General features: G+C 31.1%; 22 protein-coding genes and 1 riboswitch. Of the genes, 21 read left to right on the top strand and 1 reads right to left on the bottom strand.

Going from position 1 to position 25,679, the window contains the following annotated elements:
• The first annotated feature begins 5 nt into the window (after positions 1-5).
• The 19 genes from HF295_RS03815 (at position 6) to HF295_RS03725 (ending at position 21,422) form a co-directional block, all read left to right on the top strand.
• Positions 6-1,220, top strand: a complete 1,215-nt coding sequence (locus HF295_RS03815) for a DEAD/DEAH box helicase family protein (protein ID WP_312032531.1) — start codon at positions 6-8, stop codon at positions 1,218-1,220.
• A complete protein-coding gene (locus tag HF295_RS03810) occupies positions 1,210-1,602 on the top strand; it encodes a hypothetical protein (RefSeq protein WP_312032530.1) in 393 nt (130 codons plus the stop codon). The genes HF295_RS03815 and HF295_RS03810 overlap by 11 nt, the downstream gene beginning before the upstream one ends.
• Positions 1,603-1,680: 78 nt before the next feature.
• Positions 1,681-2,217, top strand: a complete 537-nt coding sequence (gene hpf / locus HF295_RS03805; protein WP_312032529.1) for a ribosome hibernation-promoting factor, HPF/YfiA family — start codon at positions 1,681-1,683, stop codon at positions 2,215-2,217.
• Positions 2,218-2,313: 96 nt separating this feature from the next.
• Positions 2,314-4,800, top strand: coding sequence for a preprotein translocase subunit SecA (secA, locus tag HF295_RS03800; protein ID WP_376739674.1), 2,487 nt, complete (start codon positions 2,314-2,316; stop codon positions 4,798-4,800).
• On the top strand, positions 4,800-5,897 hold the full coding sequence (prfB, locus tag HF295_RS03795) for a peptide chain release factor 2 (protein WP_312032527.1): 1,098 nt from the start codon (positions 4,800-4,802) through the stop codon (positions 5,895-5,897). Before secA ends, prfB begins: the two co-directional genes overlap by 1 nt.
• Positions 5,894-6,709: a regulatory protein RecX gene (locus tag HF295_RS03790; protein ID WP_312032526.1), complete on the top strand. Its 816-nt coding sequence runs from the start codon at positions 5,894-5,896 to the stop codon at positions 6,707-6,709. The genes prfB and HF295_RS03790 overlap by 4 nt, the downstream gene beginning before the upstream one ends.
• Complete coding sequence (gene glgB / locus HF295_RS03785) at positions 6,696-8,552, top strand: 1,4-alpha-glucan branching protein GlgB (RefSeq protein WP_312032525.1); 1,857 nt, start codon at positions 6,696-6,698, stop codon at positions 8,550-8,552. Before HF295_RS03790 ends, glgB begins: the two co-directional genes overlap by 14 nt.
• 9 nt (positions 8,553-8,561) lie before the next feature.
• Positions 8,562-9,689 carry a sugar phosphate nucleotidyltransferase gene (locus HF295_RS03780; RefSeq protein ID WP_312032524.1) on the top strand — a complete coding sequence of 376 codons (1,128 nt, stop codon included), beginning with the start codon at positions 8,562-8,564 and terminating at the stop codon, positions 9,687-9,689.
• A complete protein-coding gene (gene glgA / locus HF295_RS03775; RefSeq protein ID WP_312032523.1) occupies positions 9,682-12,099 on the top strand; it encodes a glycogen/starch synthase in 2,418 nt (805 codons plus the stop codon). The genes HF295_RS03780 and glgA overlap by 8 nt, the downstream gene beginning before the upstream one ends.
• 16 nt (positions 12,100-12,115) lie before the next feature.
• Positions 12,116-14,518 (top strand): glycogen/starch/alpha-glucan phosphorylase, encoded by a 2,403-nt coding sequence (locus HF295_RS03770; RefSeq protein WP_312032522.1) that lies wholly within the window; start codon positions 12,116-12,118, stop codon positions 14,516-14,518.
• Positions 14,515-15,144: a cyclase family protein gene (locus HF295_RS03765; protein WP_312032521.1), complete on the top strand. Its 630-nt coding sequence runs from the start codon at positions 14,515-14,517 to the stop codon at positions 15,142-15,144. Before HF295_RS03770 ends, HF295_RS03765 begins: the two co-directional genes overlap by 4 nt.
• 50 nt (positions 15,145-15,194) lie before the next feature.
• Positions 15,195-15,308, top strand: a riboswitch (FMN riboswitch).
• An 82-nt stretch (positions 15,309-15,390) separates the two neighbouring features.
• A complete protein-coding gene (locus HF295_RS03760) occupies positions 15,391-16,239 on the top strand; it encodes an ECF transporter S component (RefSeq protein WP_312032520.1) in 849 nt (282 codons plus the stop codon).
• Between the two features lie 99 nt (positions 16,240-16,338).
• Positions 16,339-16,773: a hypothetical protein gene (locus tag HF295_RS03755; protein ID WP_312032519.1), complete on the top strand. Its 435-nt coding sequence runs from the start codon at positions 16,339-16,341 to the stop codon at positions 16,771-16,773.
• A gap of 95 nt (positions 16,774-16,868) precedes the next feature.
• Positions 16,869-17,588, top strand: a complete 720-nt coding sequence (locus tag HF295_RS03750; protein ID WP_312032518.1) for a glycerophosphodiester phosphodiesterase — start codon at positions 16,869-16,871, stop codon at positions 17,586-17,588.
• Positions 17,589-17,606: 18 nt separating this feature from the next.
• On the top strand, positions 17,607-18,143 hold the full coding sequence (locus HF295_RS03745) for a nitroreductase family protein (protein WP_312032517.1): 537 nt from the start codon (positions 17,607-17,609) through the stop codon (positions 18,141-18,143).
• An 8-nt stretch (positions 18,144-18,151) separates the two neighbouring features.
• Complete coding sequence (locus HF295_RS03740) at positions 18,152-19,861, top strand: phospho-sugar mutase (RefSeq protein ID WP_312032516.1); 1,710 nt, start codon at positions 18,152-18,154, stop codon at positions 19,859-19,861.
• A gap of 1 nt (position 19,862) precedes the next feature.
• The gene (locus HF295_RS03735) at positions 19,863-20,030 is read left to right on the top strand and encodes a hypothetical protein (protein WP_312032515.1); all 168 of its coding nucleotides are present in this window, start codon (positions 19,863-19,865) and stop codon (positions 20,028-20,030) included.
• A complete protein-coding gene (locus HF295_RS03730) occupies positions 20,014-20,685 on the top strand; it encodes a uracil-DNA glycosylase (protein ID WP_312032514.1) in 672 nt (223 codons plus the stop codon). The genes HF295_RS03735 and HF295_RS03730 overlap by 17 nt, the downstream gene beginning before the upstream one ends.
• Positions 20,682-21,422 (top strand): folate family ECF transporter S component, encoded by a 741-nt coding sequence (locus tag HF295_RS03725; protein WP_312032513.1) that lies wholly within the window; start codon positions 20,682-20,684, stop codon positions 21,420-21,422. Before HF295_RS03730 ends, HF295_RS03725 begins: the two co-directional genes overlap by 4 nt.
• Before the next feature lie 82 nt (positions 21,423-21,504).
• Here HF295_RS03725 and HF295_RS03720 read toward each other — a convergent pair whose 3' ends face one another.
• Positions 21,505-23,538, bottom strand: coding sequence for an alpha-amylase family protein (locus HF295_RS03720; RefSeq protein ID WP_312032512.1), 2,034 nt, complete (start codon positions 23,536-23,538; stop codon positions 21,505-21,507).
• 144 nt (positions 23,539-23,682) lie between these two features.
• Here HF295_RS03720 and gpmI point away from each other — a divergent pair, with 144 nt between their 5' ends.
• Both gpmI and HF295_RS03710 read left to right on the top strand, forming a co-directional pair.
• Positions 23,683-25,197: a 2,3-bisphosphoglycerate-independent phosphoglycerate mutase gene (gene gpmI / locus HF295_RS03715; protein WP_312032511.1), complete on the top strand. Its 1,515-nt coding sequence runs from the start codon at positions 23,683-23,685 to the stop codon at positions 25,195-25,197.
• Positions 25,190-25,669 (top strand): hypothetical protein, encoded by a 480-nt coding sequence (locus tag HF295_RS03710; RefSeq protein WP_312032510.1) that lies wholly within the window; start codon positions 25,190-25,192, stop codon positions 25,667-25,669. The genes gpmI and HF295_RS03710 overlap by 8 nt, the downstream gene beginning before the upstream one ends.
• The last annotated feature ends 10 nt before the right edge of the window (positions 25,670-25,679 follow it).

The following is a 25,679-nucleotide window of genomic DNA, read 5'->3' as shown; positions in this document are numbered from 1 at the left end:
TATCAATGATTGAAAAAATAGTATACCATAATAAAGCATCAAGTATCCAAGCGGTTGATCAAATTTGTCATCGGTGTATGGGTAAAGATTTATTAATTTCAGAAAATAATCATGTATATTGTCAAGAATGTTCTCAAAACCAATCCATGTCTGATTTTTTATTTTTGAATCGGTATGAGCGAATAAGAAATAATAAGAATCATCAATTAAGAATGAATTTTAATTTGTCTCAAGCACAGCTCAAAGGTCAAGATTTTATAGATAATTGTTTTAATGAAAAACGTCAGGGATTTTTACATGCGGTTTGTGGGGCTGGGAAGACAGAGATGACTTTACATACGATTTTGAAAGCTTTAAATCAAGGCTTAAGTATTGCTTTTGTGATTCCAAGATTAGAAATTATTAAGCAGCTGGTCAAAAGATTTCAAGTTTATTTACCTAAAAGTCATATTTGTGCACTTTATCAAGGTATGGTTTTAGATGAGTCGGCTGATCTCTATGTAACCACACCCCATCAATTGATAAAGTTTTATCATGAATTTGATTTGATGATTATTGATGAGGTGGATGCCTATCCCTTTTTTAAAAATCAATATCTTGAAAGACTGGTTAAAAAATCTAGGAAAAGTGATGGTGTTTTAATCTATATCAGCGCCACCTTTCCTCAAATATATCAAGAACAAGTTTCAAATCATGCTTTTGATTATTGTTTAATTCCAGAAAGGTATCATAGAAAAGATTTGGTGATTCCTGAATTTAAAAAATATAAGTACTTATTTAATGAAGAATTATTTATGCAAATAGCATCTTATCAAGATTCGGAAATATTACTGTTGGTATATTTTCCTAGTATTCATTTGATGACTAGATATTTTTATTTTTTACATAAGAAGGGCCTTGCTTGTAAAATGCTATCGAGTCAAAGCAAATATAAAAACAGTCTCATAAAAGATTTTTCTTTAGGGAATTTTAGAATTTTACTAACCACAACGCTTTTGGAAAGAGGTGTCACATTTAAGAACTGTCATGTTTTTGTAATAGAAGCTGATCATCCAATCTTTGATAAAGATACTTTAATTCAGATAAGTGGCAGAGTAGGAAGAGATGCTATTTATCATCAAGGTTTGTTAATCTTTTATTCACAATTTGTAAGTATTGCCATGAAAGAAACAAAAAGAGAGTTGATGGCTTATAATAAAGTGAAAAATCATGATATGTAAATTATGTAAAACATATTTTCTTGATGTGTTTTCTTTTGATAGGTGGTTTGATTTTCCTGATTTATGTCCTTCTTGTAAGGAAAAATTTCAAGTCAGCATCCATTTTGAAAGCATCCCCATAGACAATGGTCAAATTGATTATTATTACATCTATGATGATTTATCTCTAAACACTCATGAGGATATATATTTATCTCGATATTTAGATAGGCTCTATTTAAAAATTTTAGATGTTGAAGATACTTATGATTTATTTATATATTATGATGACTTGTTAGACCATACTTTTTATGAATTAGGACCCTTGATTAAAGATTATCGAAAAGTTTTTTTCTTTTCCTTAATGAGGAAAGATTTGGTATACAAAGATATATTTTTATAAAAACAAGTGACTTTATTTACTATTGTTTTTGATAATGGTATAATTAATTGTACAAATATATATAGAAGGAGTGGTTTTATGAAACTAGAAATTGTTGGCAAGTCAGGTTTTGTTATTACCGATGCAATCAGAAACTACGTAGAAAAGAGATTGAATAAAATCGATCGTCTCTTTACAGAACAGCTTGAAGCTGTGGTGGTATGTAAGGTTTATAGAGATGGTACGAAAGTAGAAATCACCATTCCAATTAAGTTTTTAACTTTAAGGGCTGAGGTCAAAGATCGTGATTTATATGCAGCTATTGATAGGTCTGTAGATAAGTTAGAAGCTCAGTTAAGAAAGAACAAACACAAAATGAATCGTTCATTGCAAGAAAGAGAGGGTTTAAAAAACACTTTTGCATCAGATGAATTGGATTTAGAAGAATTGGAAAAAGAATTAATTGATCCAGTTAAAAAGAAAAAAATTAGTCTTGAAATTTTATCCTTAGAAGAAGCTTTAACACAAATGGATTTATTGGATCATGATTTCTTTATTTATAAAAACGAAGACAATGAAACTTGTATTTTATACCTCAGAGATGATGGTAAATATGGTTTGATTGAAACTGAATAGTTTAGTGGCCATTTAATGGCCACTTTTTTTTGTCTTGGGACCGTAAATGATTGAATAAATAGCATAAAAATGGTATGATTATATAGAGTATTTGAGGTGATTATATTGTTTAGATTTTTGGATAGTAATAAAAGAGTATTAAAAAAATTAGAGAAATTAGCCTTGGACGTTTTGGCCTTAGAGGATGAATATAAACAATTATCTGATGAGGAGCTTCAAGCAAAGACAGAGGTCTTTAAAAAGAGATTAGAGACAGAGTCTTTAGATGATTTATTAGTAGAGGCTTTTGCGACTGTTAGGGAAGCAAGTACTAGAGTATTAAAAATGACACCTTTCAAGGTTCAAGTCATGGGTGCTGTGGCTATTCATCAAGGAAATATTGCTGAGATGAAAACAGGTGAAGGTAAGACTTTAACCGCAGTTATGCCTGCTTATTTAAATGCTTTATCTGGATTAGGTGTCCATATCGTTACAGTCAATGATTATTTGGCCAGACGTGAAGCAGAAGGTGAAATTGGAGATTTATTTAGATGGTTAGGTTTAAGCGTTGGAATGAATCACCGTGAATTATCAGCTGATGAAAAAAGAGAAGTCTATAAATGTGATGTAATTTATTCAACCAATAATGAGTTGGGTTTTGATTATTTAAGAGATCACATGGTTGTTTATAAAGAAAAAATAGTTCAAAGGAATTTGAACTTCGCAATCATTGATGAGGTTGATTCAATCTTGATTGATGAAGCGAGAACGCCTTTGATTATATCTGGTGGCGAAAGAAATACAGCGGAATTGTATAAGCATGCTAATTATTTTGTTATTAGGCTTAAAGATGAAGAGGATTATGAGATTGATATAAAAACAAAATCAATCACATTAACTGAAGAAGGTATTAGGAAAGCTGAAGCTCATTTTAACTTAGAGAATTTATATGATGTGAATCACGTGGTTTTATTACATCATATCAATAATGCTTTAAGGGCCAATTATATTATGGAAAAAGACGTAGATTACGTTGTCCAAGATGGAAAAGTTGTTATTGTTGATGCCTTTACAGGTCGTTTAATGCATGGTCGTCAGTTTTCTGAAGGTTTACATCAAGCTTTAGAGGCTAAAGAAGCTGTGGAAATCAAGAAAGAAACAACAACATTAGCCACCATTACTTTTCAAAATTTCTTTAGAATGTATTCTAAATTATCAGGTATGACTGGTACTGCAAAAACTGAAGAAGAAGAGTTTAGAGAAATCTATAATATGGATGTTGTGGTTATTCCTACCAACATGCCTGTGGTTAGAATTGATGATAATGATTTAATTTTTGCTTCTATAGAAGCAAAATACAAAGCTTTGGCTGAAGAAATTACAAGACGTTATAAACTAGGTCAACCACAATTGATTGGTACTGTTTCTATTGAATCATCTGAACTTTTATCAAGACTCTTAAAAAAGAATGGTGTTAAACACGATGTATTAAATGCTAAACAACATGAAAGAGAAGCTGAAATCGTTGCCAATGCTGGTCAAAAATTCGCTGTTACTATTGCGACAAATATGGCTGGACGTGGGACAGATATTAAGTTAGGTGAAGGAGTTGTTGAACTTGGAGGTCTTGCAGTCATTGGGACTGAAAGACATGAATCAAGACGTATTGATAATCAGTTAAGAGGGCGTTCTGGTCGTCAAGGGGATCCAGGTTATTCAAGATTCTTTTTATCAGCCGATGATGATTTGTTAAGACGATTTGGTAGTGATCGTTTTAAAAGAATGATCGAAATGGTCAATGGTAAGGGTGATAATAAAGATGCACCTTTAGATTTCAAGATGTTTTCAAAACTTGTTTTGAGAGCGCAAAGACAAATTGAAGGTAATAATTATGATCGTCGTAAAACGGTTTTACAATATGATGAGGTTCTTAAAAAACAAAGAGATATTATCTACCAACAAAGAACAGATGTTTTATTTAAAGATACAATTGAAGAATCAATTGACCAAATGATTTTTGCGACTATAGAAAGAATTGTTTTCCAACATAAGGGTAATTTTGAAGAAATGTCTAAGGCTATCCATAATTTCTTTGGCCCTAAATTGGTTGATTTAGGAATATTGAAAACTGAAAATGATCAATATCAATACTTGATTGATATTTATCAAAGAGACAAAGCCCATAAAAAAGAATTGGTTGGAGAGAAAGTTTTTAATGATTTCTTAAAATCAATTACTCTAAGAGTGGTTGATACTCATTGGGTCCAACATATTGATGCCATGAGCGAGTTAAGACAGGCTGTAAGACTTCAAAGTTATGGTCAAAATAATCCTTTTAGAGAATACCAAGAAGTTGGTTTTTCTATGTTTGAATCTATGGTATTAAACATCCAATCAGATGTAACTAGATATGTTTTAAGAGCTGAAGTAAGACAAAACACTGAACGTGTACAGGTTGCTAAACCAGTCAGCACATATTCTGGTAAAGAAGATGAAAACACCAAGAGAAAACCTGTGACTAAGTCCGATACTATTGGTCGTAATGATCCATGTCCTTGTGGAAGTGGAAAAAAATATAAACATTGTCATGGTAGGAATGGATAATGATTACTTTAGATGAGTTAAAAAAATATTCGAATCAGTTTTCTGAAGATATTGAGAAGATTGATCAAAGCATAGACATCATAGAAACTAAAGAACATTTAAAAGATCTGGAAAATTTAACGATTTCTCCAGATTTTTGGCTTGATAATGACAAAGCACAGACCATCATCGGAGAAGTTAATGAGTTAAAAAGCAAAATTGATGATTATCAAAGATTAAAAGATATTTATGAAACCATTGATTTAAGTATCGAGTTATTGAATGAAGACGAACATGTAGACTTAAATGAGATTGAAAAACTCATTAAAGAATTTGAGCAATTAAATCAAGCTTTCACCTTAAGATTATTATTAAATGAAGACTATGATAAGTTTAACGCCATCATTGAGTTTCATCCAGGAGCAGGAGGAACTGAATCCCAAGATTGGGCTGAAATGTTGTTTAGGATGTATAAAAAATATTGTGATCAACACCAATACCAATTTAAGATTTTAGATTATTTAGATGGTGAAGAAGCTGGTTTAAAATCAGCAACCGTTTTAGTGAGTGGCAAGTATGCCTATGGTTATTTAAAAGCTGAATCTGGTGTTCACCGTTTGGTGAGAATTTCTCCTTTTGATTCATCAGGAAGAAGACACACTTCATTTGCTTCAGTTAAAGTATATCCAGAAATTGATGATTCTATTGATATAGAAATTGATGAAACTGAAATTAGGGTAGACACCTATCGTTCAAGTGGTAAGGGTGGTCAAGGGGTTAATACGACTGATTCTGCCATTAGAATTACCCACTTACCTACTAATATTGTTGTGACGTGTCAAAATGAACGGTCACAAATTCAAAATCGTGAAACAGCAATGAAGGTTTTAAAAGGTAAGTTATATAATTTAGAATTAGAGAAGCAACAAGAAGCATTGGCCAAATTTCATGATGGGAAGTTAAATGCCTTTGGGTCACAAATTCGTTCTTATGTTTTTCATCCGTATACAATGGTTAAAGACCATCGCACCAATTTTGAAACCGGAAATGGTGACAAGGTTATGGATGGAGACTTGGATGGGTTTATCTTTGCGTATTTAACTATGTTGAAGAAATGATCTATCAAGTAAATCAAATAGAAAAAAATAAAAACAAATATATTTTATCCTTGAAACACCAAGAAAAAAGTATTGAATTTGAGGTTTCTGACGAAATCATCTTAGAATTTCGTTTAGTTAAAGGTAAAGTCCTTGAAAAAAAAGACTTTTTAGACTTAAAAGAAGCAATAAAACATGATAATTATCGTCAAAAGTTATTGCACTATGCGACATTTAAAGCTCGTACAGAATTAGAAGCCAGTAAGTATTTAGACCAGTTTTCAATTCCTGAAAAGGCTAAAGCAAAGTACATTGATAAATTAAAAACAGCTAAGATTATTGATGATGACTTATATACCAAACAATACATTGATGAGTATAGTCATTTTCGGATGATTGGACCCAATAAAATTACTTTTGATTTACTACAAAAAGGAATTTCTCAGTCAATGATTGATAGACATCTTCATCAATATTCTAAGCAATTAATGACTGAGAATATTCAAACTTTAGTTGAAAAGAGAGTGAAATCATCAAAAAATAAGCCCATATATAAGATTAAAGAATCTTTAAAAGCATACCTTGTAAATAAGGGTTATGATTATGATTTGATTCAAGAAATAGTTGAAAGAATGTCAAGTCATATCGAAGATGAAATCGATGAAGATGTGGCCTTAGAAAAAGATTATGATAATTATTTAAGAAAGTATAAGAAAAGTAATCAAAGTCAATCTTTTAGGGATTTTATCCTTCCAAAGTTAATGCAAAAAGGTTATAGTTACCATAAAATAATTCAGATATTAAAAGGAGAAGAAGCAAATGAATATGAATAGTGAAATCATGTATTTATTTGACAATGGACAATTACTTCAAGCGTACAAACATTTTGGTGCCCATATAGTCAAGGATAAAAACCAAAAGATTTTAGGTGTTGAGTTTACGGTATATGCACCAAATGCTAGAATTGCCTCTATTGTTGGTGATTTCAATTCATGGGATTCTCGTACACACATCATGAATAAAATCGATGATGCGGGTGTGTTTTCACTTTATATTGAAGGTTTATCTGAATGGGAGAAATATAAGTATTGCTTTGTGACTTATCAAAATGAAACTATTTTTAAGTCAGATCCTTATGCTTTTTTCTCTGATTTTAGGCCAGAAACATCTTCTAAAGTCTATGATATTGAAGGTTATACTTGGAATGATTCCAAGTATATGAAAAACCGCAAGAAAAGAAATTCTTTCAAAGAACCTATGGTCATTTATGAAATGCATTTAGGTTCATGGATGAGAAAACCAGATTTTACTTTTAATAAATATAATGACTTGGTAGACTTATTAATTCCCTACCTATTAGATCATGGTTTTACTCATGTTGAAATGATGCCTCTGGCTGAACATCCTTTAGATGAATCATGGGGTTACCAAGCTACAGGATATTATTCAGCTACCTCTAGATTTGGTGTGCCCAAGGATCTTTTCTATTTGATAGACCGTTTACACCAAGCTGGGATTGGTGTGATATTGGATTGGGTTCCATCACATATTTCTAAAGATGCTCATGGTTTATATAAATTTGATGGGTCTTATCTTTATGAATATTCTGATGATTCAATCAGGGAAAATGAAGTATGGGGGACTATAAATCTTGACTTGGGCAAGGGAACAACTCGTTCTTTTCTACTATCTAATGCTCGTTTTTGGATGGATTACTTCCATATTGATGGATTTAGAATTGATGCTGTTTCAAACATTCTTCATTATTTAGGAGACCCATCTAGAGGAACCAATATGGGCGCTTTAGACTTCTTAAAAACGTTATCAAATACTGTAAAAGCCTATGATTCTTCTGTTTTATTGTTTGCTGAAGATTCATCAACTTTCCCAAAATTAACCGCTCCTGTTCATGATGGAGGCGTTGGCTTTGATTATAAGTGGAATATGGGTTGGATGAATGATACCTTGAAGTATTTTGAAAAAGACCCTATCTATAGAAAATACCATCACCATTATATAAATTTCGCTATGGTATATCATCATTCTGAAAGGTTTGTTTTGGCCTTGTCACATGATGAAGTGGTCCATGGTAAACATTCATTAGTAGAAAAAATGCCAGGAGATTATTGGCAAAAATTTGCTAACTATCGTTTATTGGTTGGTTTACAAGTCACTCATCCAGGAAAAAAACTTATGTTTATGGGTGAAGAGTTTGGACATATGCATGAGTGGAGGGATACGAGTCAGTTAGATTGGCATTTATTCCAATATCCTATGCATCAAAAGGCCAATTTGTTTTTTAAAGACATGGTTAAAGTCTACCATGAGAATCCTTGTTTTTATGAACTTGATTATCAATCCAACGGCTTTAAATGGGTTGATTCTAACAATGCAGAACAAAGTATCTTTTCTTTCTTAAGGTATGATTCAAAGGGTGATTTTTGTTTGGTTGTATTAAATATGACACCTATGGTATATCATGACTATCGTATTGGCATACCAAAAAAAGGTGTATATCAAGAAATTATTAATTCAGATTTAGATAAATATGAAGGTTCAAATACCTACAATGGCTTAGATCCTGTCAGTCAAGATTTTGCTCATCATGGGTTTGAACAGTCTATTCAAATAGTAATCGCACCACTCGCAATTCAAGTCTTTAAACTTAGAAAGTAAGGTGGTTCCATGAAAAAAATCATCTCAATGATTTTGGTTGGAGGCAAGGGCACAAGATTAGGGGATATGACCAAAGGAAAGGCTAAACCAGCCATTTCTTTTGGTGGAAAATATCGCTTAATAGATTTTACATTAAGCAATCTAAGCCATTCTCATATTGATGTTTGTGGCTTAGTGACCCAATACGAACCCATGGATTTAATGAATTATATTGGTAATGGTTCTTCTTGGGATTTAGACTACACTGATGGGGGAATAAGGTTCTTAACCCCTTATTTAAAGAAAGATGCCATTGAATGGCAAAAGGGAACTGGTCATGCAGTCAAACAGTTTTTTGATTTTATTGACCACTATCAAAGTCAATATGTTTTAATATTGCCAGGAGATCATATATACAAAATGGACTATAACAAAATGATTCAAGCCATTGATGAAGACCAAAGTGATATTCTTGTGGCTTCCACAAGACTTAATCAATCAGATTTATATCGCTTTGGTATTGTTGAAACTGATCCAAGCGGCCATTTATTATCCTTTACTGAAAAACCTAATCATCCATCATCAAATTTAGTTTCAATGGGTATATATATTTTTAAAACAGAGGTCTTAAAATCTCTGTTGTTTTCTGAAAAAGATTTATTAGACTTTGGCAGTGATATTATCCCAGAAGCTATTCATCAAAATTATAAGATATTATCTTATGAATTTAAGGGTTATTGGCGGGATGTTGGAACTTTAGAGTCCCTTTATGAAGCCAATATGGATATGTTAAATGATGAACATTTTTTAGGTTTAAATTCTTCAAAAAACTTACCGATTTTTTCAAGATCATTGAATTTAGATCCTCATATAGTTTTAAATGATGGTTTGGTTCAATCATCAGTGATCGCTGATGCATGTTTGATCAATGGGCATGTTATTCACTCAACCCTTGCTTATCAGGTTCATATGAAGAAAAACTCATTGGTTAAAGATTGTGTTATCTTGTCTGGTGTTGAAATAGGCTATAAGGCTCATATAGAGAAGGCAATTATCAATGAAGGAGTAAAAATTCCCGATCATTATCATTCAATAAATGAACATTGTATTTTAATTACAGAAGATAACCTTTTTAAAGTAGGTGAGATTCGTGAATAATTTATTTGTGGTCGTTGATGCAACAAATCAAGGCAGTTTCTCTCACTTAACCAGACATCGTGTTCCAGGGGCTATGCCTTTTGGGGCTAAGTATCGTTTGATTGATTTTACTTTGTCTAATTGTAAAAATTCAAAAATATATAATGTCGCTATTTTTCCTTATGGTAATTATCGTTCTTTATCTGACCAAATTGGTTCTGGTAACCGTTGGGATTTAAACCGTCGGAAGGATGGTATTTTTATTTTACCTCCCAAAGTATTAACCAATACCATTGACCATGAAATTTCTTTTCAAAGAATGTATGAACACATAGAATATTTTAAACGTTCAAGTCAAGAGTATGCCTTGATTACACCAGCCAACGTAGTCATCAATATCGATTATATGTCTCTATTAGATAAGCATATTGATGCTGATTTAGACCTGTCTACTTTTGTTGGGAGTGATTATGAGCGTTTAAAGATTTATATAATCAATAAAGAATTATTGATTGATTATATTTCTAAGTATGATCAAATTCAATATAGGAATTTATCAGATGTTTTTGATTTTTCTTCTAGTTTAAAAAAGGCAGCTCATCGCATAGAACAATCTTCATTTCTAATCGAATCATCAAGGGGTTTGTTTAATGCTAATATGCAGTTAATGAATGAACAGGTTCGACAAGAAATCTTTATTAAAGATTGGCCTATTTATTCTAAAGAAACCATGTCCGCTCCAACAAGGTATGGTGAATCAGCTGTTGTGAAGAATTCTATAATTGCTTCAGGAGCTGTAATTGAAGGAGAAGTATACCATTCAGTCATTGGACGAAAAGTTCATGTTAGGAAAAATGCCAAAGTCTATCATTCGGTTTTAATGAACCATGCTGATATAGGCGAAAATGCCCAAGTGCAATATTCAATTTTGGATAAAGAAACAAAGGTTATTGATCACGCAAAAGTCCTAGGTACCATAGACCAGTTATTTGTATCTGAAAAAAAACAAATCGTCACAACTGAAAAAGGATTGACCATTTTACAGGTCTCAGCTGAAGTTCAACCCTTTATGAAAACAGGAGGTTTGGCTGATGTTGTGGGTGCTAATGCTGAAGCCTACTCTAGTCTAGGAAAAAAATCATTAGTGATTATGCCAATGTATCCTAAAATTTTTGAAAATTATGAATTATTACTTAAACATGTTGGGGATAAAACCATTGACTTTGGTGATGATCAGTATAAGGCTTCTTTATATGCTTTAAACAATGAAAATACCGTATATTATTTTATTGAGACTTATCAATTTTTTGATAGGGATAAAATTTATGGTTATCCAGATGATGATGAAAGATTTGCTTTCTTCAGTCTAGCTGTTATTGACTTTTTAGAGTATTTAGAGTCATTTCCTAACGTCATTCATGTTCATGATTGGCATAGCGCCTTAATTCCTATGCTATTAAAAGAATATGGAATGAAGATAAAGACTTTATTAACTATTCATAATATCGAATATCAAGGGAAATTCACTCAAAGGGTTTTAAGTAAATTAAAAGTAAAAACAGCATATAATTTTTTTAGACCCAATGCTTTAAATTTTCTAGAAACAGGTATTCATCTAGCCGATAAAGTATCAACTGTATCTGAAACCTATAAAGATGAGTTAGCTTATGAATATTATTCTAAAAATCTTGTGGATGCTATTCAAAGACGAGCAAGGGATTTTTATGGTATTTTAAATGGTGTCAGTGAAAATGTTGGTCCAAAAAATGATTTGGATATTTATCAAAAATATGATTTGGTCAATGTTTTTTCCGCAAAACCAAGAAATAAAGAAGACCTACAGAAAAAATTAGGCTTGACTCTTTCTAAAGATTTCTTTATTATTGGTATGGTCACAAGGATTGTTGAACAAAAAGGATTTGATATCATATTACCAGCCTTATATGAAATTCTTAAAAATCCTCAAATTCAATTTGTGATATTAGGAACTGGACAAGAAAAGTATTTAGATAATCTAAGAAATTTAGAAAAGCAGTTCCCTAATCAGGTTAGTGTCAACTTGACTTATGATGCGACCAATCCTAATTATATCTATGCTGGGGCTGATTTATTTTTAATGCCTTCTAGGGTAGAACCTTGTGGTTTGGGGCAAATGATTGCTTTAAAATACGGTACCATTCCATTGGTGAGACAAACTGGTGGTTTAAATGATACTGTAGACCATTATGATTTATCAAGTAAACGTGGTAATGGCTTTAAGTTTTATAATTTTGATGTAAGAGATTTGGTCTTTCAATTAGAATTTGCTTATTCAATCTATAAAAACCATCCTAATGATTGGCATCAGTTAATCATTAATGCCATGAATTCCCGTTTTACTATAAAAGATTCAGCCATCAAATATATAGAGTTATATGAGATGATGGTTTAAAAGAGGAGAGATTATTATGAAAAAGGAAATATTTTCAACAAGTAATAAATTTGAAAAAGTATTTAAAGATCGTTTAAGAAAAACTTATTTCAAAGATGTTAAAGATTCAACCATAAGAGAAAGATATCATGTTCTAGGTATGTTGGTTAAAGAAGAAATGGCTGACCAATGGATAGATACTCATGAAAAAATAGAAAAAGAAGATGCCAAACAAATTCATTATTTTTCAATGGAATTCTTATTGGGCCGTTTAATTACCAATAACTTAATTAATTTAGGAATTAGAGATGTAGCTGAGGCAGGTTTTAAATCATTAGGTTTTGATTTAAATGAGGTCGAAGATTATGAATCTGATCCAGGTCTAGGAAATGGTGGACTAGGTCGTTTAGCAGCTTGTTTCTTAGACTCAATGGCTTCTTTAAAAATACCTGGTTCAGGTAACTGTATCCGTTATCGTTATGGGTTATTTAGACAACGTATAAAAAATGGTTATCAAGAAGAAAGACCAGACAACTGGTTAAATGATGGCTATGTATGGGAAGTTAGAAAAACCGAAGAATCAGAATCTATTCCTTTCTATGGCCATGTAGAATATCATAATGGAGATATGGTTTATAAACCGGGAGAATTCATTCGTGCAGTGCCTTATGATATTCCAATCATTGGAGATGATAATGGTTTTGTTAATCAATTAAGAATTTGGTCTGCAGAACCAGATAAACGTTATCCTGAATATAAGTCACCTTTTGAATATGAAAGTGAATTAGAACAAATTTCTGGTTTCTTATATCCTGATGATTCTACCCATGAAGGGAAAACTTTAAGACTTAAGCAACAATATTTCTTATCAGCTGCCGGTTTAAAAAGCATTATAAAAAAACATAAAGCTAAATATAATACTATGGATAATTTTGCTGAAAAGAATGTGATTCATATTAATGATACACATCCAGCTTTATTAATTCCTGAAATGATGAGAATATTATTAGATGAAGAACATATGTCTTGGGATAAGGCGTGGGACATTACGAACCATACTTTTGCTTATACGAATCATACGATTTTAGCTGAAGCTTTAGAACGTTGGTCTGTAAATATTATTCAACCTTTATTACCAAGAGTCTATCAATTAATCGAAGAAATAGACCGTCGTTTTGTTGAGAAAATGAATCAAGATGGAGAATCAATTGATAAAATTAATGATTTAAGAATCATTAATCATAATGAAGTTAGAATGGCGCATTTATGTATTATTTCTTCATTCTCCGTCAATGGTGTTGCTAAACTACACACAGATATATTGAAGAATATAGAGATGAAGGATTTTAATGATTTATATCCTAATAAATTTGTTAATATCACCAATGGTATTACTCATCGTAGATGGTTATTACATTCAAATCCTGAATTAAGTGAATTTTTAAATAAGAAGATTGGCCAAGAATATCAAAAAAATCCTAAAGACTTAGAAAAGTTATTAGAATTTGTTGATGATAAAAATACTCAAAAAGAATTTTTGAAAATTAAAAAAATTAAAAAAGATGCTTTGGCTAAACGTATCTATGAAGAACAAGGCATTGAAATTGATTCTAATTCTATTTTTGATATTCAAGTGAAGCGTCTACATGAGTATAAACGCCAGCTAATGAATGCAATTCATATTATGTATGTTTACCATCAGTTGAAAACTTCAAAAGAATATAGGGAAAATTATGTACCTCACACTTATATTTTCGGTGCTAAAGCTGCAGGTTCTTATCACTTTGCTAAGAAGATTATAAAATTAATTAACACGATAGCTACTAAAGTAAATAATGATCCTGAGACCAATTCATATTTGAAAGTAATATTTGTAGAAAATTATAATGTATCTTATGCTGAAATGATTATGCCTGCTTGTGATGTGTCTGAACAAATTTCAACAGCTTCAAAAGAGGCAAGTGGGACAGGTAATATGAAATTTATGATGAATGGTGCCTTAACTTTAGGAACCTTAGATGGGGCCAATGTTGAGATAAAAGAACTTGTTGGTGATGATAATATCTATATTTTTGGATTAGACGCAAATGAAGTAAACACCTTAAATGCTAGTCATAAATACAATCCTAGAACCTTATATGAAACAGATTCGACTATTAATTTACTTCTAAAACAATTGGTTAATGGTTTCTTTGATCAAGTTGATAGAGAAGAATTTAGAGAAATATTTGAAAATCTAGTCAATAGAGATCCTTATTATGTCCTTAAAGATTTCCATGCTTACTTAAAAGCATCTGAACTTGTAAATGAAGCTTATAAAGACCAAAGTCATTGGGCTAAAATGGCATTAATCAATATTGGAAAATCAGGAGAGTTTTCTTCAGATCGTTCTATTAGAGATTATAGCCAAAAAATTTGGGAGATTGATTCTTTATCATGAAAGAACAATGGTTGAGTTTATCTCTAGAAATTGATGAATCAACCTTAGCTTTTCCTGGAGATGAAGGGCTAAAAATAAATAAAATTAAGACTTGGGATAAAGATAATTACCTTTTATCCCAAGTATATTTAACCATGCATTTGGGTACGCATTTGGATTATAAATCACATGTCTTAAATGAAGAAGACCATCTTGATTTTAATCAGTTTATAGGCAAAGCTAATGTCATTTTTATCCAAGCTAAGTCAGGGATCATTAAAACTAAAGATATAGAGTTGGCTTATCAATATATCAATCAAGCAGAAGATATGTTAATTATTTCAACCAATCATGAACATAAAATAAATACTCAAGCTTATTGGACCTATCCTAAATTTGAACCTTCAATTTTAGAATTCTTAAAAAAGCATCATATTCGTTTATTAGCAGCTGATTTACCAAGTTATGAATATGTTGAAGGTGATATGTTACAAATGCATAGAGATTTATTAAGCAATGATATTTATTTGCTCGAAAATTTAGTTCATTTGGATCGCTTGTCTTCTCATATTGAGTTAATGGTTTTACCTATTCCGATAAAGGGACTTGAAGCTGCGCTTGTAAATGTCATTGCAAAAAACTTATAATTGTACTTGCATTTTGCTATTTAATATTTTATAATGATTACGAATTAAATAAATAACTTCAGGGCAGGGCGTAATTCCCTACCGGCGGTATAGTCCGCGAGCTTAGGCATGATTGGGTGTAATTCCCAAACCGACAGTTAAAGTCTGGATGAGAGAAGTATGATTTTTTGTATTTTCTAATGCCCGAAGTTTGGGCATTTTTTTATTTAAAAAAATGCTCAAATAAAAGAAAGAAAGAGGGATAGAATGGAAATTTATTTAATCGCAGGATCGGCACTTATTGGTGCTTTGTTGTTGATGTTTTTCTTAGGGAATAACACAAAGAACAATCAAAAATTACTGATTGTTTCTTTATTATCACTATTGTTTATTGTTGGTGGAATCACCTATGCTTACTTGTTCTTGATTGAAGTAGATGGTGAAAAAGTCGAGATTTCAAAGATTATTTTAACCAACATCATTGTTGTGGCTATTTATCTGATTGGTTTATTCTCGGTATTAAGAATTCATCAAAAAGACAAACCAAAACAAAGGGTAACGACTCATAAAATAGCCATTCAGGGTATTTTAGTGGGAATAGCTTCGGTTTTAATGCTTATTAGTTTTCCAGTTATGCCAGCTGCACCTTTTTTAAAGGTTGAATTATCTGCTTTAATTATTTTTATGACCTTAATTTGGTTTGATTTTAAAACAGCTGTTTTTGTGTCTTTTGTGACCAATGTTGTTCATTTCTTTTTGCCAAGTAGTGCACCAATCATTCCTTTATTGGATGAGATGATTAACTTTTTAGCAACAATGATCTTTATTTTACCAACAGCACTTATTTTAAATAAAGATCGAATTCAAGATCAAAACAATCATTATTATGTCCTCTTCTTGACGGCTTTAGGCTTTGTTGGGACAGTTGTTTTAATGGTCTTATTTAATCAATTTATTAACTTACCTTATATTTATAATATTGATATGTCATTTGGACAAGTATTAGCGATTTTTGGTGTATTTAATATTATAAAATGGGGATTAAATGCTGTCTTTATTAACTTGACTTGGAAAAGGTTTTATTTTATTAGAGAACGTTTTTTGACCATAGTTTAATGTTATAATTGATTTATCATAAAAAGCCTGTTTCAGGCTTTTTTTCTCTTAAAATATAGGCTTTTATGATATAATATTCTTTAGACAAGGAGTGAAAAAATGAAAAAAATTTTAACATTTATAATGATAGGATTATCTTTCTTTTTAATGGCTTGTTCTGAACAAGGAACAGAAGATACAAGCCTACAAGAAACCATAGAATATTTAGATTATGATCAATTTTATACTTATCAGTTATTTACTTTAGAAGATCAATTATATTATAATGATGATGTTTTTTATATTTATTACTATCAAGAAGGATGTTCGGCTTGTGAATATATTAAACAAGATGTTTTGGGTCTGATTTTATTGTTAGAAACGGATACATTGCTTTTATTTGATGCCTATAATAATCCTCGTGCTGGAATTGCTATTGAAGATTCATTTGGTGTTTCAAGTACACCAACCTTAGTCAAAGTGAGTGGAAATAACTTTGAAACTAAATTCACAAGCATTAGCTCTATTTTAACAGAATTATCTAAGCTTGATTAATATCTTATAGCCTTTGTGATAAAATTTAAGTTTATCATTCAAAAGATGCTTTAATAGTGTTAAAATATAAGTAATTCAATGAAAGAGTGATGCAGATGAAAACAATAAAAATCGATAAATATTATAAAGGCATGATTGCACATCGGGGATTAAGTGGTATTGAAACAGAAAATACTGTCTTTTCTTATTTGGCAGCTGCCAACCATTCTTACTGTGGAATTTCATGTGATTTATTTTTATCAAAAGATGAAAAACTTATATTAACAGCTGAAACATCTTTATTAAAATTTGGTTTATTAAACTTAGATATTCAAAGTTTTGATTATGAAGAGTTGGTTAAATATTCTTTGGTTGATCGAAAAACTGAAAATATTAATCATTTCTTATATATACCTTTATTAAGGGATTTTTTAAGTATTTGTAAGGCTTATGAAAAAACGTCCATTATAAGATTACATCCATCTTTAAAAAATATAAATTTAGATATGATGTTAAAGAAAATATCTGAGTATTATGATATAAATCATTGTTTGTTTATTTCTGAAGATAAGAAACAAATAGAATATTTATTAGAATCAGTGCCAGCGAATCAAATATTCTTTCATCATTTAGAATTAAATCAAATTAATGATGAGTTTTCTAATAAACACAAGGTTAATATTTATTTAGATAAAAAAAATATAGATAAAGAATTTGTAAAAAAGTGTCATTTAATTGGTTTGAAAGTCATGACTGGCCAAGTAGATGATAAAGAAACTGCTGAAAAAATAGTGAAATTAGACATTGATTATATTCAAACTAGTATATTAGAATAAATAAAGGAGTGTGTTAGTATGAATAAAACCATTGAGGATATTTTATCTCGTAGATCTGTTAGATCTTATCAAGATAAAGCTATTCCTGACGAAGACTTACAATTAATCATTAAAGCTGGTCTTTACGCACCGAGTGCTAAGAATAAACAAGATTGGCATTTTTCTGTAATAACTAATAAAGAGGTCATTGATCAAATGTCTGATATGGCCATTGAAGGTATGAAAAAAATAGGTTTGGAAAGAGAAGGCGATGGTCATATTTTTTATCATGCTCCTGTGGTGATTGTGATTAGTTCTCGAATTGCTTTTTCAGCCATTAATATTGGGTGTGCTGTAGAAAATTTAGCACTTGCTGCAAAGGCCTTAGGTTATGGTTCTTGTATCGTAGGACAAACAAGATATATGTACCATAAAGCCAATGAAATTGATGTGAATAAACTCATAAAGATACCTAATGGTTATGGGCATGAAGTGAGTATTTGTATGGGTTATCCAAAGGGAGAACTACCAGAAGCAAAATTAAGAAAAGAAAATTTAGTTGATTACGTATTATAAAGGAGGCCATGATGTGGCGCAATGAGTATGATAAGTGGCTTCAAAATGAAACTTTAGATGTTGATTTAAGAGAAGCTTTATTACAAAAGAATGAAAGCGAATTAGAAGATAGTTTTTATCAATCATTATCTTTTGGTACCGGGGGGATGAGAGGTATCTTAGGCCCTGGAACCAATCGTTTAAATATATATACGATTAGAAGAGCCAATGCTGGTTTAGCTAAGTATTTAATAAAACATTATAGTCAACAGAATTTAAAAAGAGGTGTTGTTATTGCATATGATAACCGTCATTTATCAAAAGAGTTTGCGATTGAATCTGCTAAAGTATTAGGTGCTCAAGGGATACCGACTCATGTTTTTACGAGTTTAAGACCGACACCAGAGTTATCTTATGCAGTTAGGTATTTAAAGGCGATGGCGGGTATTGTTGTGACAGCTAGTCATAATCCACCTAATTATAATGGTTATAAAATATATGATGAATATGGTTGCCAATATACACCTAAATACGCGAATGAAATTATCACTTATGTTAATGAAGTAGAAGATTTATTTGGAATTCAGGCTTTATCAGTTGATCAATTAATGAGTCAAGGACTCTTAAATTATATTGATCAAGAAATAGATGATGCATATATCAAAGAATTGAAAACCATTCAAATACATCCTGAAATCAAAAAAGATTTAAAAATAGTATTTACGCCTCTTCATGGCACTTCAGCCATGATGGGAACAAGACTTTTAGAAGAGACTTCATACAAAGTCTACCCAGTGAAGGCTCAAATGATAGCTGATCCTAATTTTTCTACAGTTAAGTCTCCTAATCCTGAAGACAAATCAGCTTTTGATTTTGCTTTAGATTTAGGGAAAGAAATCAATGCTGATATCTTGATTGCTACAGATCCAGACGCAGATAGGTTAGGGGTAGCTGTAAAACATCAAAATGAATTTGTTTTCTTGAATGGTAATCAAACAGGTGCTCTACTTATTTATTATATTTTAAATGAAAAAAGTAAATTAAAACAACTTCCAAAAAAAGGTGTGGTATTTAATACCATTGTTACTTCAGATTTAGGGGCTAAAATAGCCAGATCATTCAATATGGATGTTATATCAACTCTCACTGGATTTAAATTTATTGGTGAGCAAGCAAGGTATTTGGAAGATGATGAAAGAGAATTTGTCTTTGGTTATGAAGAGTCATATGGATATGTGGTCAAAGACTTTGTCAGAGATAAAGATTCCTTACAAGCCATGTTGTTGGTGTCAGAAGCCGCTAATTATTATCACGCAAGTGAAAATAAAACTTTGTATGATAAATTATTGGATATCTATGAAGCTTATGGATACTTCTTGGAAGGCTTAAAATCAATTGTTTTAGAAGGCAAAGAAGGGCAAGAAAGAATTACTAGAATTATGTCTCACTTTAGAGAAAATCCATTAGAATCTTTGATGGGTCAAGAGATTGTTTCTATTGAAGATTTTGAGAAGTCTGTTAAGTATATAAACAATCATATTGAAGATATTGATTTAGAAAAATCTAATGTTATTAAATATGTCTTAAAAGATGGATCTTGGTTTGTTCTTAGACCATCAGGTACTGAACCAAAATTAAAATTATATGCAGGTGTTGTTACAGAATCTTTAGATACTTCTAAAGAGAAAATGATTCGTATTTTAGATGAATTAACAGCTGTTGTAAAGAAGGTTAAATAATATGGAAATCGTCTATGGTATTTTAATTATCGTAGCCATTGTAGGACTTTATTTTTGGTCTTACTCAGCCAATGAAAAATGTGATAAGCCTGAAGGGGCAGAGGACTTAGAATGCAAGAGTTGTCATGCATCACATTGTAGTTCAAGAAAAAATGAATTTGAAAAATGATTGGCAAATACATTTGAAAAGTGAAATCCACCAACCCTATTTTCTAGAGTTGATGGATTTTATTCATGAAGAATATCAAAATTTTACTATTTATCCTCAATATAATCATATCTTTAAAGCCTTAGAATTAACGTCATATCATGATTCTAGAGTTTTAATTTTAGGTCAAGACCCTTATCATCAGCCAGGGCAAGCCATGGGTTTAGCTTTTTCAGTACCGGATGAGATAGCTTTGCCGCCTTCTTTAAAAAATATTTTTAAAGAACTTAAGAACGATATAGGTATCGATAATACTTGCGGAGACTTAAGTTCTTGGGCAAAACAGGGTGTATTATTAATCAATTCAATTTGGACAGTTAGACATAGTCAGCCCCTATCTCATAAAGATCGTGGATGGGAGAAATTTACTGATAAAATTATCTCTTTATTAAATGATAAAAGTGATCCTATGGTTTTTGTATTATGGGGGTCTTATGCGAGAACAAAAAAGAAGTTGATTACAAATAAAAGACATTTGATTATTGAAAATGTTCACCCATCACCCTTATCTTCTTATCGAGGTTTTTTTGGTTCAAAACCATTTTCTCAGATCAATCGTTTTTTAATGGATAACAATTATAATCCAATAAAATTTTCAACAAGGAGTACATCATGAACAATAAAACACAAAAACTTATTTTTACTGGCTTATTAATTACAATCGGTATTGTATTATCTCAGTTTCTTTCTATTTCAATACCGCCTCAAACAACTATTATTAGAATTGGTATAGGATACTTACCTTTAATGCTTATTTCTTTGTTATATGGACCTTTATATGGTCTTATATCTGCCATTATTCAAGATGTTTTAGGTTTGACCATTGGCGGAGGTTTGGCGTATTTCCATTTTGGTTTCTTGTTAAACGCAATGATTATTGGTTTTATGCCTGGTTTTTTATTAAAGTATATGCCTTTTAAAGACAAAGTATATAAGATAATTAATATTGTGGTCGGCTCAATATTGGCTATTGCCGGTATTATCTTATTGATTGATATCACAATCATTACTGATGTGACATTAAGACTTGAAGTAGGAGGAACCATTGAATTAGGTAAATCTTTAGCCTATATTTTAGTTACTTCAAGTTTGTTGGCTGTTATTTTAATGTTAATCTTTGTAATCTTTAGAAAATCACACAATAACAACCACCAAATTATCTTTTTTGTGACTTCATTATTATTGATTACTTCAGTATTTTTAACGCCTCTTTGGGTATCTCAGTTATTTGGACATCCTTACTTGATTCAATTACCTTTAAGGATAATTAAATTACCCTTAGAAGCGATGCTTTATTCAATTTTACTTGTTAGAATTTATGCTTTAGTTAAATCTTTAGAGACTAATAGATAATTAAATACGAGATTGTATAGTGAAATTTTTATAGTATATACAAAAAAAAGTTCATTTATTGAAAATGAACTTTTTTTCTTGCTTATATTTTGATAATTTTTACTTCAAATGCTTGTAAGTGAACATAGATAGATTCATCATAAAGGTGTTCATAGTCTCTAGGTAGTTCGTAGGTTGAATATAACAAATCACCTTGGTGATCATTTTTGTTAATCATGAGTCGTAATGGTTGAATAGAGAAATTGTGATGAATTTCATGATTTGAAGTATTAGCAACGATAATCAATCCCTCATTGTCTTTTGCAAAAGCATACTCAATGGTATGGTTGTTAGAAATATTAAATCTTATTAAATGATTTGGATCAATCATTGCTTCAATCCATTCTTTTCTTAAATCGACGATTCCCTTTAAGTGGTCAAATAATTCCCATCTATTAGGATTCATATAATGTAAGGCGAATTTATCAAATAAGGCTAATTTTTTGTAAAATAAGTCATTTGAATCTAAATGATACAAGTCTTGTTCAGTTGCGTCTAAACCTAAATTCATTGGTTGGACTTCATATACTTCCTGTCCTGAATTAATAAAAGGCATCATTTTAGGGACAAACATATTTAGAACAGTAATCATTCTAGCAAACTCTATACCACCTTTTCTACTCGCTGCCCGAGGTGTATCGTGAGTTTCTATAGAAGCAAACATAGGTAGGGTGTATTTATGACTTGAGAAGATGTACTCTTTTAATTTTTGTTCTTCATATCTAGCTTCCATCCAAAAGCCATTACCAACAACAGCGTTATAGCCTTTTTCATTGGCTTGTTCAAAATGACTTGGATCAAGTTCTTCAGCTATGAAACCAAAATCTGGATCGATCGCTCTTGCCTCGGCCATAATCATTTTTAAAAGTTCATTTGGAAGGGCATGTCCCATATCAATTCTGGCACCATCAATACCGTAATTTGTTTGGAAATATGGGATGATATTTTTAATCATATCGAATAACTCTTTATTCGGTTTTTTTCCTGGGTAGAGATTGGTTTTTATAGAATCGTATAAAATATAAGGCGCTTGGTCTTTATCTATATACTTTTGTGAGACTGCTGGGTGATCAAAATAGAATCTAAAGAAAGTCACATCAGACCATGGGGGTTGTGGGTCATTAATCCAATCAGAAAATGCTGGAGCTACCACAAGATTAAATTTTTCTTTAATCAAGTCCAAATAGTTTTCTTTGTCTTTGATTATATTATATAGTTCAGGATCTTGTTCCTTAGGATTTTTTTGGAACATTGCAAGATGTTTCTTGACATTTTTCGATTCGAAAACATCTTTTAAATATTCTTCTTTAGGGGCTATAGTTTCACCAATTGTTTCAACATGTGGTGAGTGATAATTAGTTAATTCATCGGCTTTGATCCAGTAGAACCACTCTGGATGTTCTCTAATAAAATCACTATTAACTGCGTTAGTTCTAGGAATGACATCGATAATAACACGCATGTCTAGGATATGACAAGCTTCAACAAAGGCTTTAAATTCATCATCGATGGTCATTTGGTCATCTGTCATTGGATCTTTTAAATTTTCATCTAAGTCAAAGAAAGATCTTACTGCATAAGGAGAACCTAACTCACCTTTTTTATGTTGGGTAGAATATTTTGTGATTGGTAATAAGTATATAGAGTTTATACCCATGCGTTTCAAGGTTGGTAGATAGGCTAACATTTTGATAAAGGTACCTGTTTCCTTTAAACCATCAAAATTACTAATGTCTAAAGAAAAAGATCGATCATGGTCCCAAGAAGCAGAAGTTCTAATGTGAGATGAATAAACTACTGATTCCAATAACCAATGATGATTTTTATGATCCTTATGGATGGATGATAATGATTTTAAATAATTCCTTCTTTTGTCTGCAAATTCTAAATATATATCTTTGATTAAACGACTATAAAATTTATAAGGATTTACTAAGAATTCTTGGCTAGGAAGTCTTCTGATTTCATCACCTTGGTAATCCCAAGCATTCCATAAATCAGGTACAACATAATTGATGTGTCCTTGTTCAGTTTTTTTGTTTAAAATATCATATAATTTTTCAAGATTTAATTTCATTTTCTACCTCCATTTTTTATTATACCAAAAATATATAAACTTATGTAAGATATCAAATGTAAATGTTTACATAAAGCGTATATAACTTTAAAAAAATAAGCATTTATAGTATAATGTTTATGGTTATCAAGAAGAGGTGATTTTATGAAAAAACCAGTAGTTTTAGTGATAATGGATGGTATTGGTTTAGCTAATGCAGGAAAAGGTAATGCGTATAGTATAGCCAATACTCCAAATTTAGATAAATATTTTGATAGTTTTCCTCATACAACTTTACAAGCTTCAGGAGAAGCAGTAGGTTTACCTAAAGGACAAATGGGTAATTCTGAAGTTGGACATATGAATATTGGTGCTGGTCGTGTGGTATATCAATCATTGACTAGACTTAATAAATCTGTAGAAGAAGACAAATTTTTAGAAAATGAAGCTTATGCAAGTGGTTTTAATCATGCCATAAGCAATGATTCAAAATTGCATATTTTTGGTTTATTGTCAGATGGTGGGGTTCATTCCCATATTGAACATATCAAAGCCATGATAAGAACAGCCAAAGCTGCAGGTGTTAAAAAAACTTTTGTTCATGCATTTTTAGATGGTAGAGATGTTGGGCCACAATCAGCTGTGACTTATATTGAAGAGTTAGAAGCTTTTATGGAACATATACAATATGGTAAAATTGCAACGGTTTCTGGCAGATATTATGCTATGGATAGAGATAAAAATTGGGAAAGAACTCAAAAAGCTTACGATGCAATGTCTTTTGGAAAAGCTGAATATTTTGATTCAGCTGCTCAAGGAGTATTGACTTCATATGAAAATGGAGTTAACGATGAGTTTGTAATACCTTTTGTTGTGGATAAAGAGGGAATGATTAAGGATAATGATTCAATTATCTTCATGAACTTTAGACCTGACAGGGCCATTCAAATTGCGACTGCTTATTCAAATCCAGAAGAAGCACCAAATTTAAATACTGAAAACGGTCCTAAGAATGTTGGTTTTGTCTCAACAATGAAATATGCTGATTCAGTTAAAGGCGAAATTGCTTTTGGCTTAAATGATTTAACAGATATGTTTGGTGATTATATTGCAGATCAAGGTTTAAATCAATTAAGGATTGCTGAAACAGAAAAATATGCTCATGTGACATTTTTCTTTGATGGTGGTGTGGATAAAGAAATTAAAAATGCTAAACGTGTTTTAATCCCTTCACCAAAAGTTCCTACTTATGATTTAAAACCAGAGATGAGTGCTTATGAAATTACAGACAATGTTTTAAGGGAATTAGATTCTAAAATACATGATGTCGTGATATTAAATTTTGCTAATGGTGATATGGTTGGACACACTGGTGTTATCGAAGCTGCTGTAAAAGCTGTAGAAGCTGTGGATGAATGTGTTGGAAAAGTTGTTGATAAGGTTAAAGAAGTTGGTGGTATCGCTTTATTAACCGCTGACCATGGGAATTGTGAAAAAATGTTGGATGATGATGGGACAGTCTTCACAGCCCACACCACGAACTTAGTTCCTTTTATAGTGACAGACCCATCTGTTCAATTAAGAAGTGGAGGAGCTTTAGGAGATATAGCCCCTACCATGTTAAAATTATTAGGATTAAAACAACCAAAAGCAATGACAGGAAAATCAATCATTGAATAAGTTAGATCGTTCCATAAAAAATATAGCCTTTAAGGATTTAGTTTTTGTCTTACTTTATGGGGTTGTTTTATCAATATTATTTGGAATATTAATCGGATTGGTTGATTCCTTAATCTATGCATCAATAGGGTTTTCTTTAGCTTTTATCTTTTTCTTTCTTTCCAGTCGCTGGTTAGGAAGACAAATAAGAAAGTTATATGAAATACCTCATTTCTATTACGTCTTGATTGCATTTATAGGTTTGTTTATTCAAGCAGTGATTGTATTAGTCCTTCAAACGATAACAACATCTTATGATGTTAATATTATTCAATATCCTGAGATCTTTTTAAATGAACAAATTTATATAGAAGAATTTCTATGGATGTTGAAATCTACTTTCACAGGTGGACTCTTTCAAATTTTGAATTACATGATTACTTATTTACTCTACGGAGTAGGAATTTATATAGGATTAAAAGAAACATATTAGAAAAGGAGAA

This window comes from Hujiaoplasma nucleasis, assembly GCF_013745115.1.
GTDB lineage: Bacteria > Bacillota_I > Bacilli_A > Izemoplasmatales > Hujiaoplasmataceae > Hujiaoplasma > Hujiaoplasma nucleasis.
Note: the sequence above shows the minus strand (reverse complement) of the source record. Positions and strands in the feature narration are given on the sequence as shown.

Coding starts and splice junctions, on each gene's coding strand:
- HF295_RS03810 (WP_312032530.1), top strand. CDS start 1,210: ATGATATGTAAATTATGTAAAACATATTTTCTTGATGTGTTTTCTTTT.
- HF295_RS03770 (WP_312032522.1), top strand. CDS start 12,116: ATGAAAAAGGAAATATTTTCAACAAGTAATAAATTTGAAAAAGTATTT.
- HF295_RS03755 (WP_312032519.1), top strand. CDS start 16,339: ATGAAAAAAATTTTAACATTTATAATGATAGGATTATCTTTCTTTTTA.
- prfB (WP_312032527.1), top strand. CDS start 4,800: ATGATTACTTTAGATGAGTTAAAAAAATATTCGAATCAGTTTTCTGAA.
- gpmI (WP_312032511.1), top strand. CDS start 23,683: ATGAAAAAACCAGTAGTTTTAGTGATAATGGATGGTATTGGTTTAGCT.
- HF295_RS03745 (WP_312032517.1), top strand. CDS start 17,607: ATGAATAAAACCATTGAGGATATTTTATCTCGTAGATCTGTTAGATCT.
- HF295_RS03750 (WP_312032518.1), top strand. CDS start 16,869: ATGAAAACAATAAAAATCGATAAATATTATAAAGGCATGATTGCACAT.
- HF295_RS03740 (WP_312032516.1), top strand. CDS start 18,152: ATGATGTGGCGCAATGAGTATGATAAGTGGCTTCAAAATGAAACTTTA.
- HF295_RS03725 (WP_312032513.1), top strand. CDS start 20,682: ATGAACAATAAAACACAAAAACTTATTTTTACTGGCTTATTAATTACA.
- hpf (WP_312032529.1), top strand. CDS start 1,681: ATGAAACTAGAAATTGTTGGCAAGTCAGGTTTTGTTATTACCGATGCA.
- HF295_RS03790 (WP_312032526.1), top strand. CDS start 5,894: ATGATCTATCAAGTAAATCAAATAGAAAAAAATAAAAACAAATATATT.
- HF295_RS03730 (WP_312032514.1), top strand. CDS start 20,014: ATGAATTTGAAAAATGATTGGCAAATACATTTGAAAAGTGAAATCCAC.
- HF295_RS03765 (WP_312032521.1), top strand. CDS start 14,515: ATGAAAGAACAATGGTTGAGTTTATCTCTAGAAATTGATGAATCAACC.
- HF295_RS03720 (WP_312032512.1), bottom strand. CDS start 23,538: ATGAAATTAAATCTTGAAAAATTATATGATATTTTAAACAAAAAAACT.
- HF295_RS03760 (WP_312032520.1), top strand. CDS start 15,391: ATGGAAATTTATTTAATCGCAGGATCGGCACTTATTGGTGCTTTGTTG.
- glgB (WP_312032525.1), top strand. CDS start 6,696: ATGAATATGAATAGTGAAATCATGTATTTATTTGACAATGGACAATTA.
- HF295_RS03815 (WP_312032531.1), top strand. CDS start 6: ATGATTGAAAAAATAGTATACCATAATAAAGCATCAAGTATCCAAGCG.
- HF295_RS03780 (WP_312032524.1), top strand. CDS start 8,562: ATGAAAAAAATCATCTCAATGATTTTGGTTGGAGGCAAGGGCACAAGA.
- HF295_RS03735 (WP_312032515.1), top strand. CDS start 19,863: ATGGAAATCGTCTATGGTATTTTAATTATCGTAGCCATTGTAGGACTT.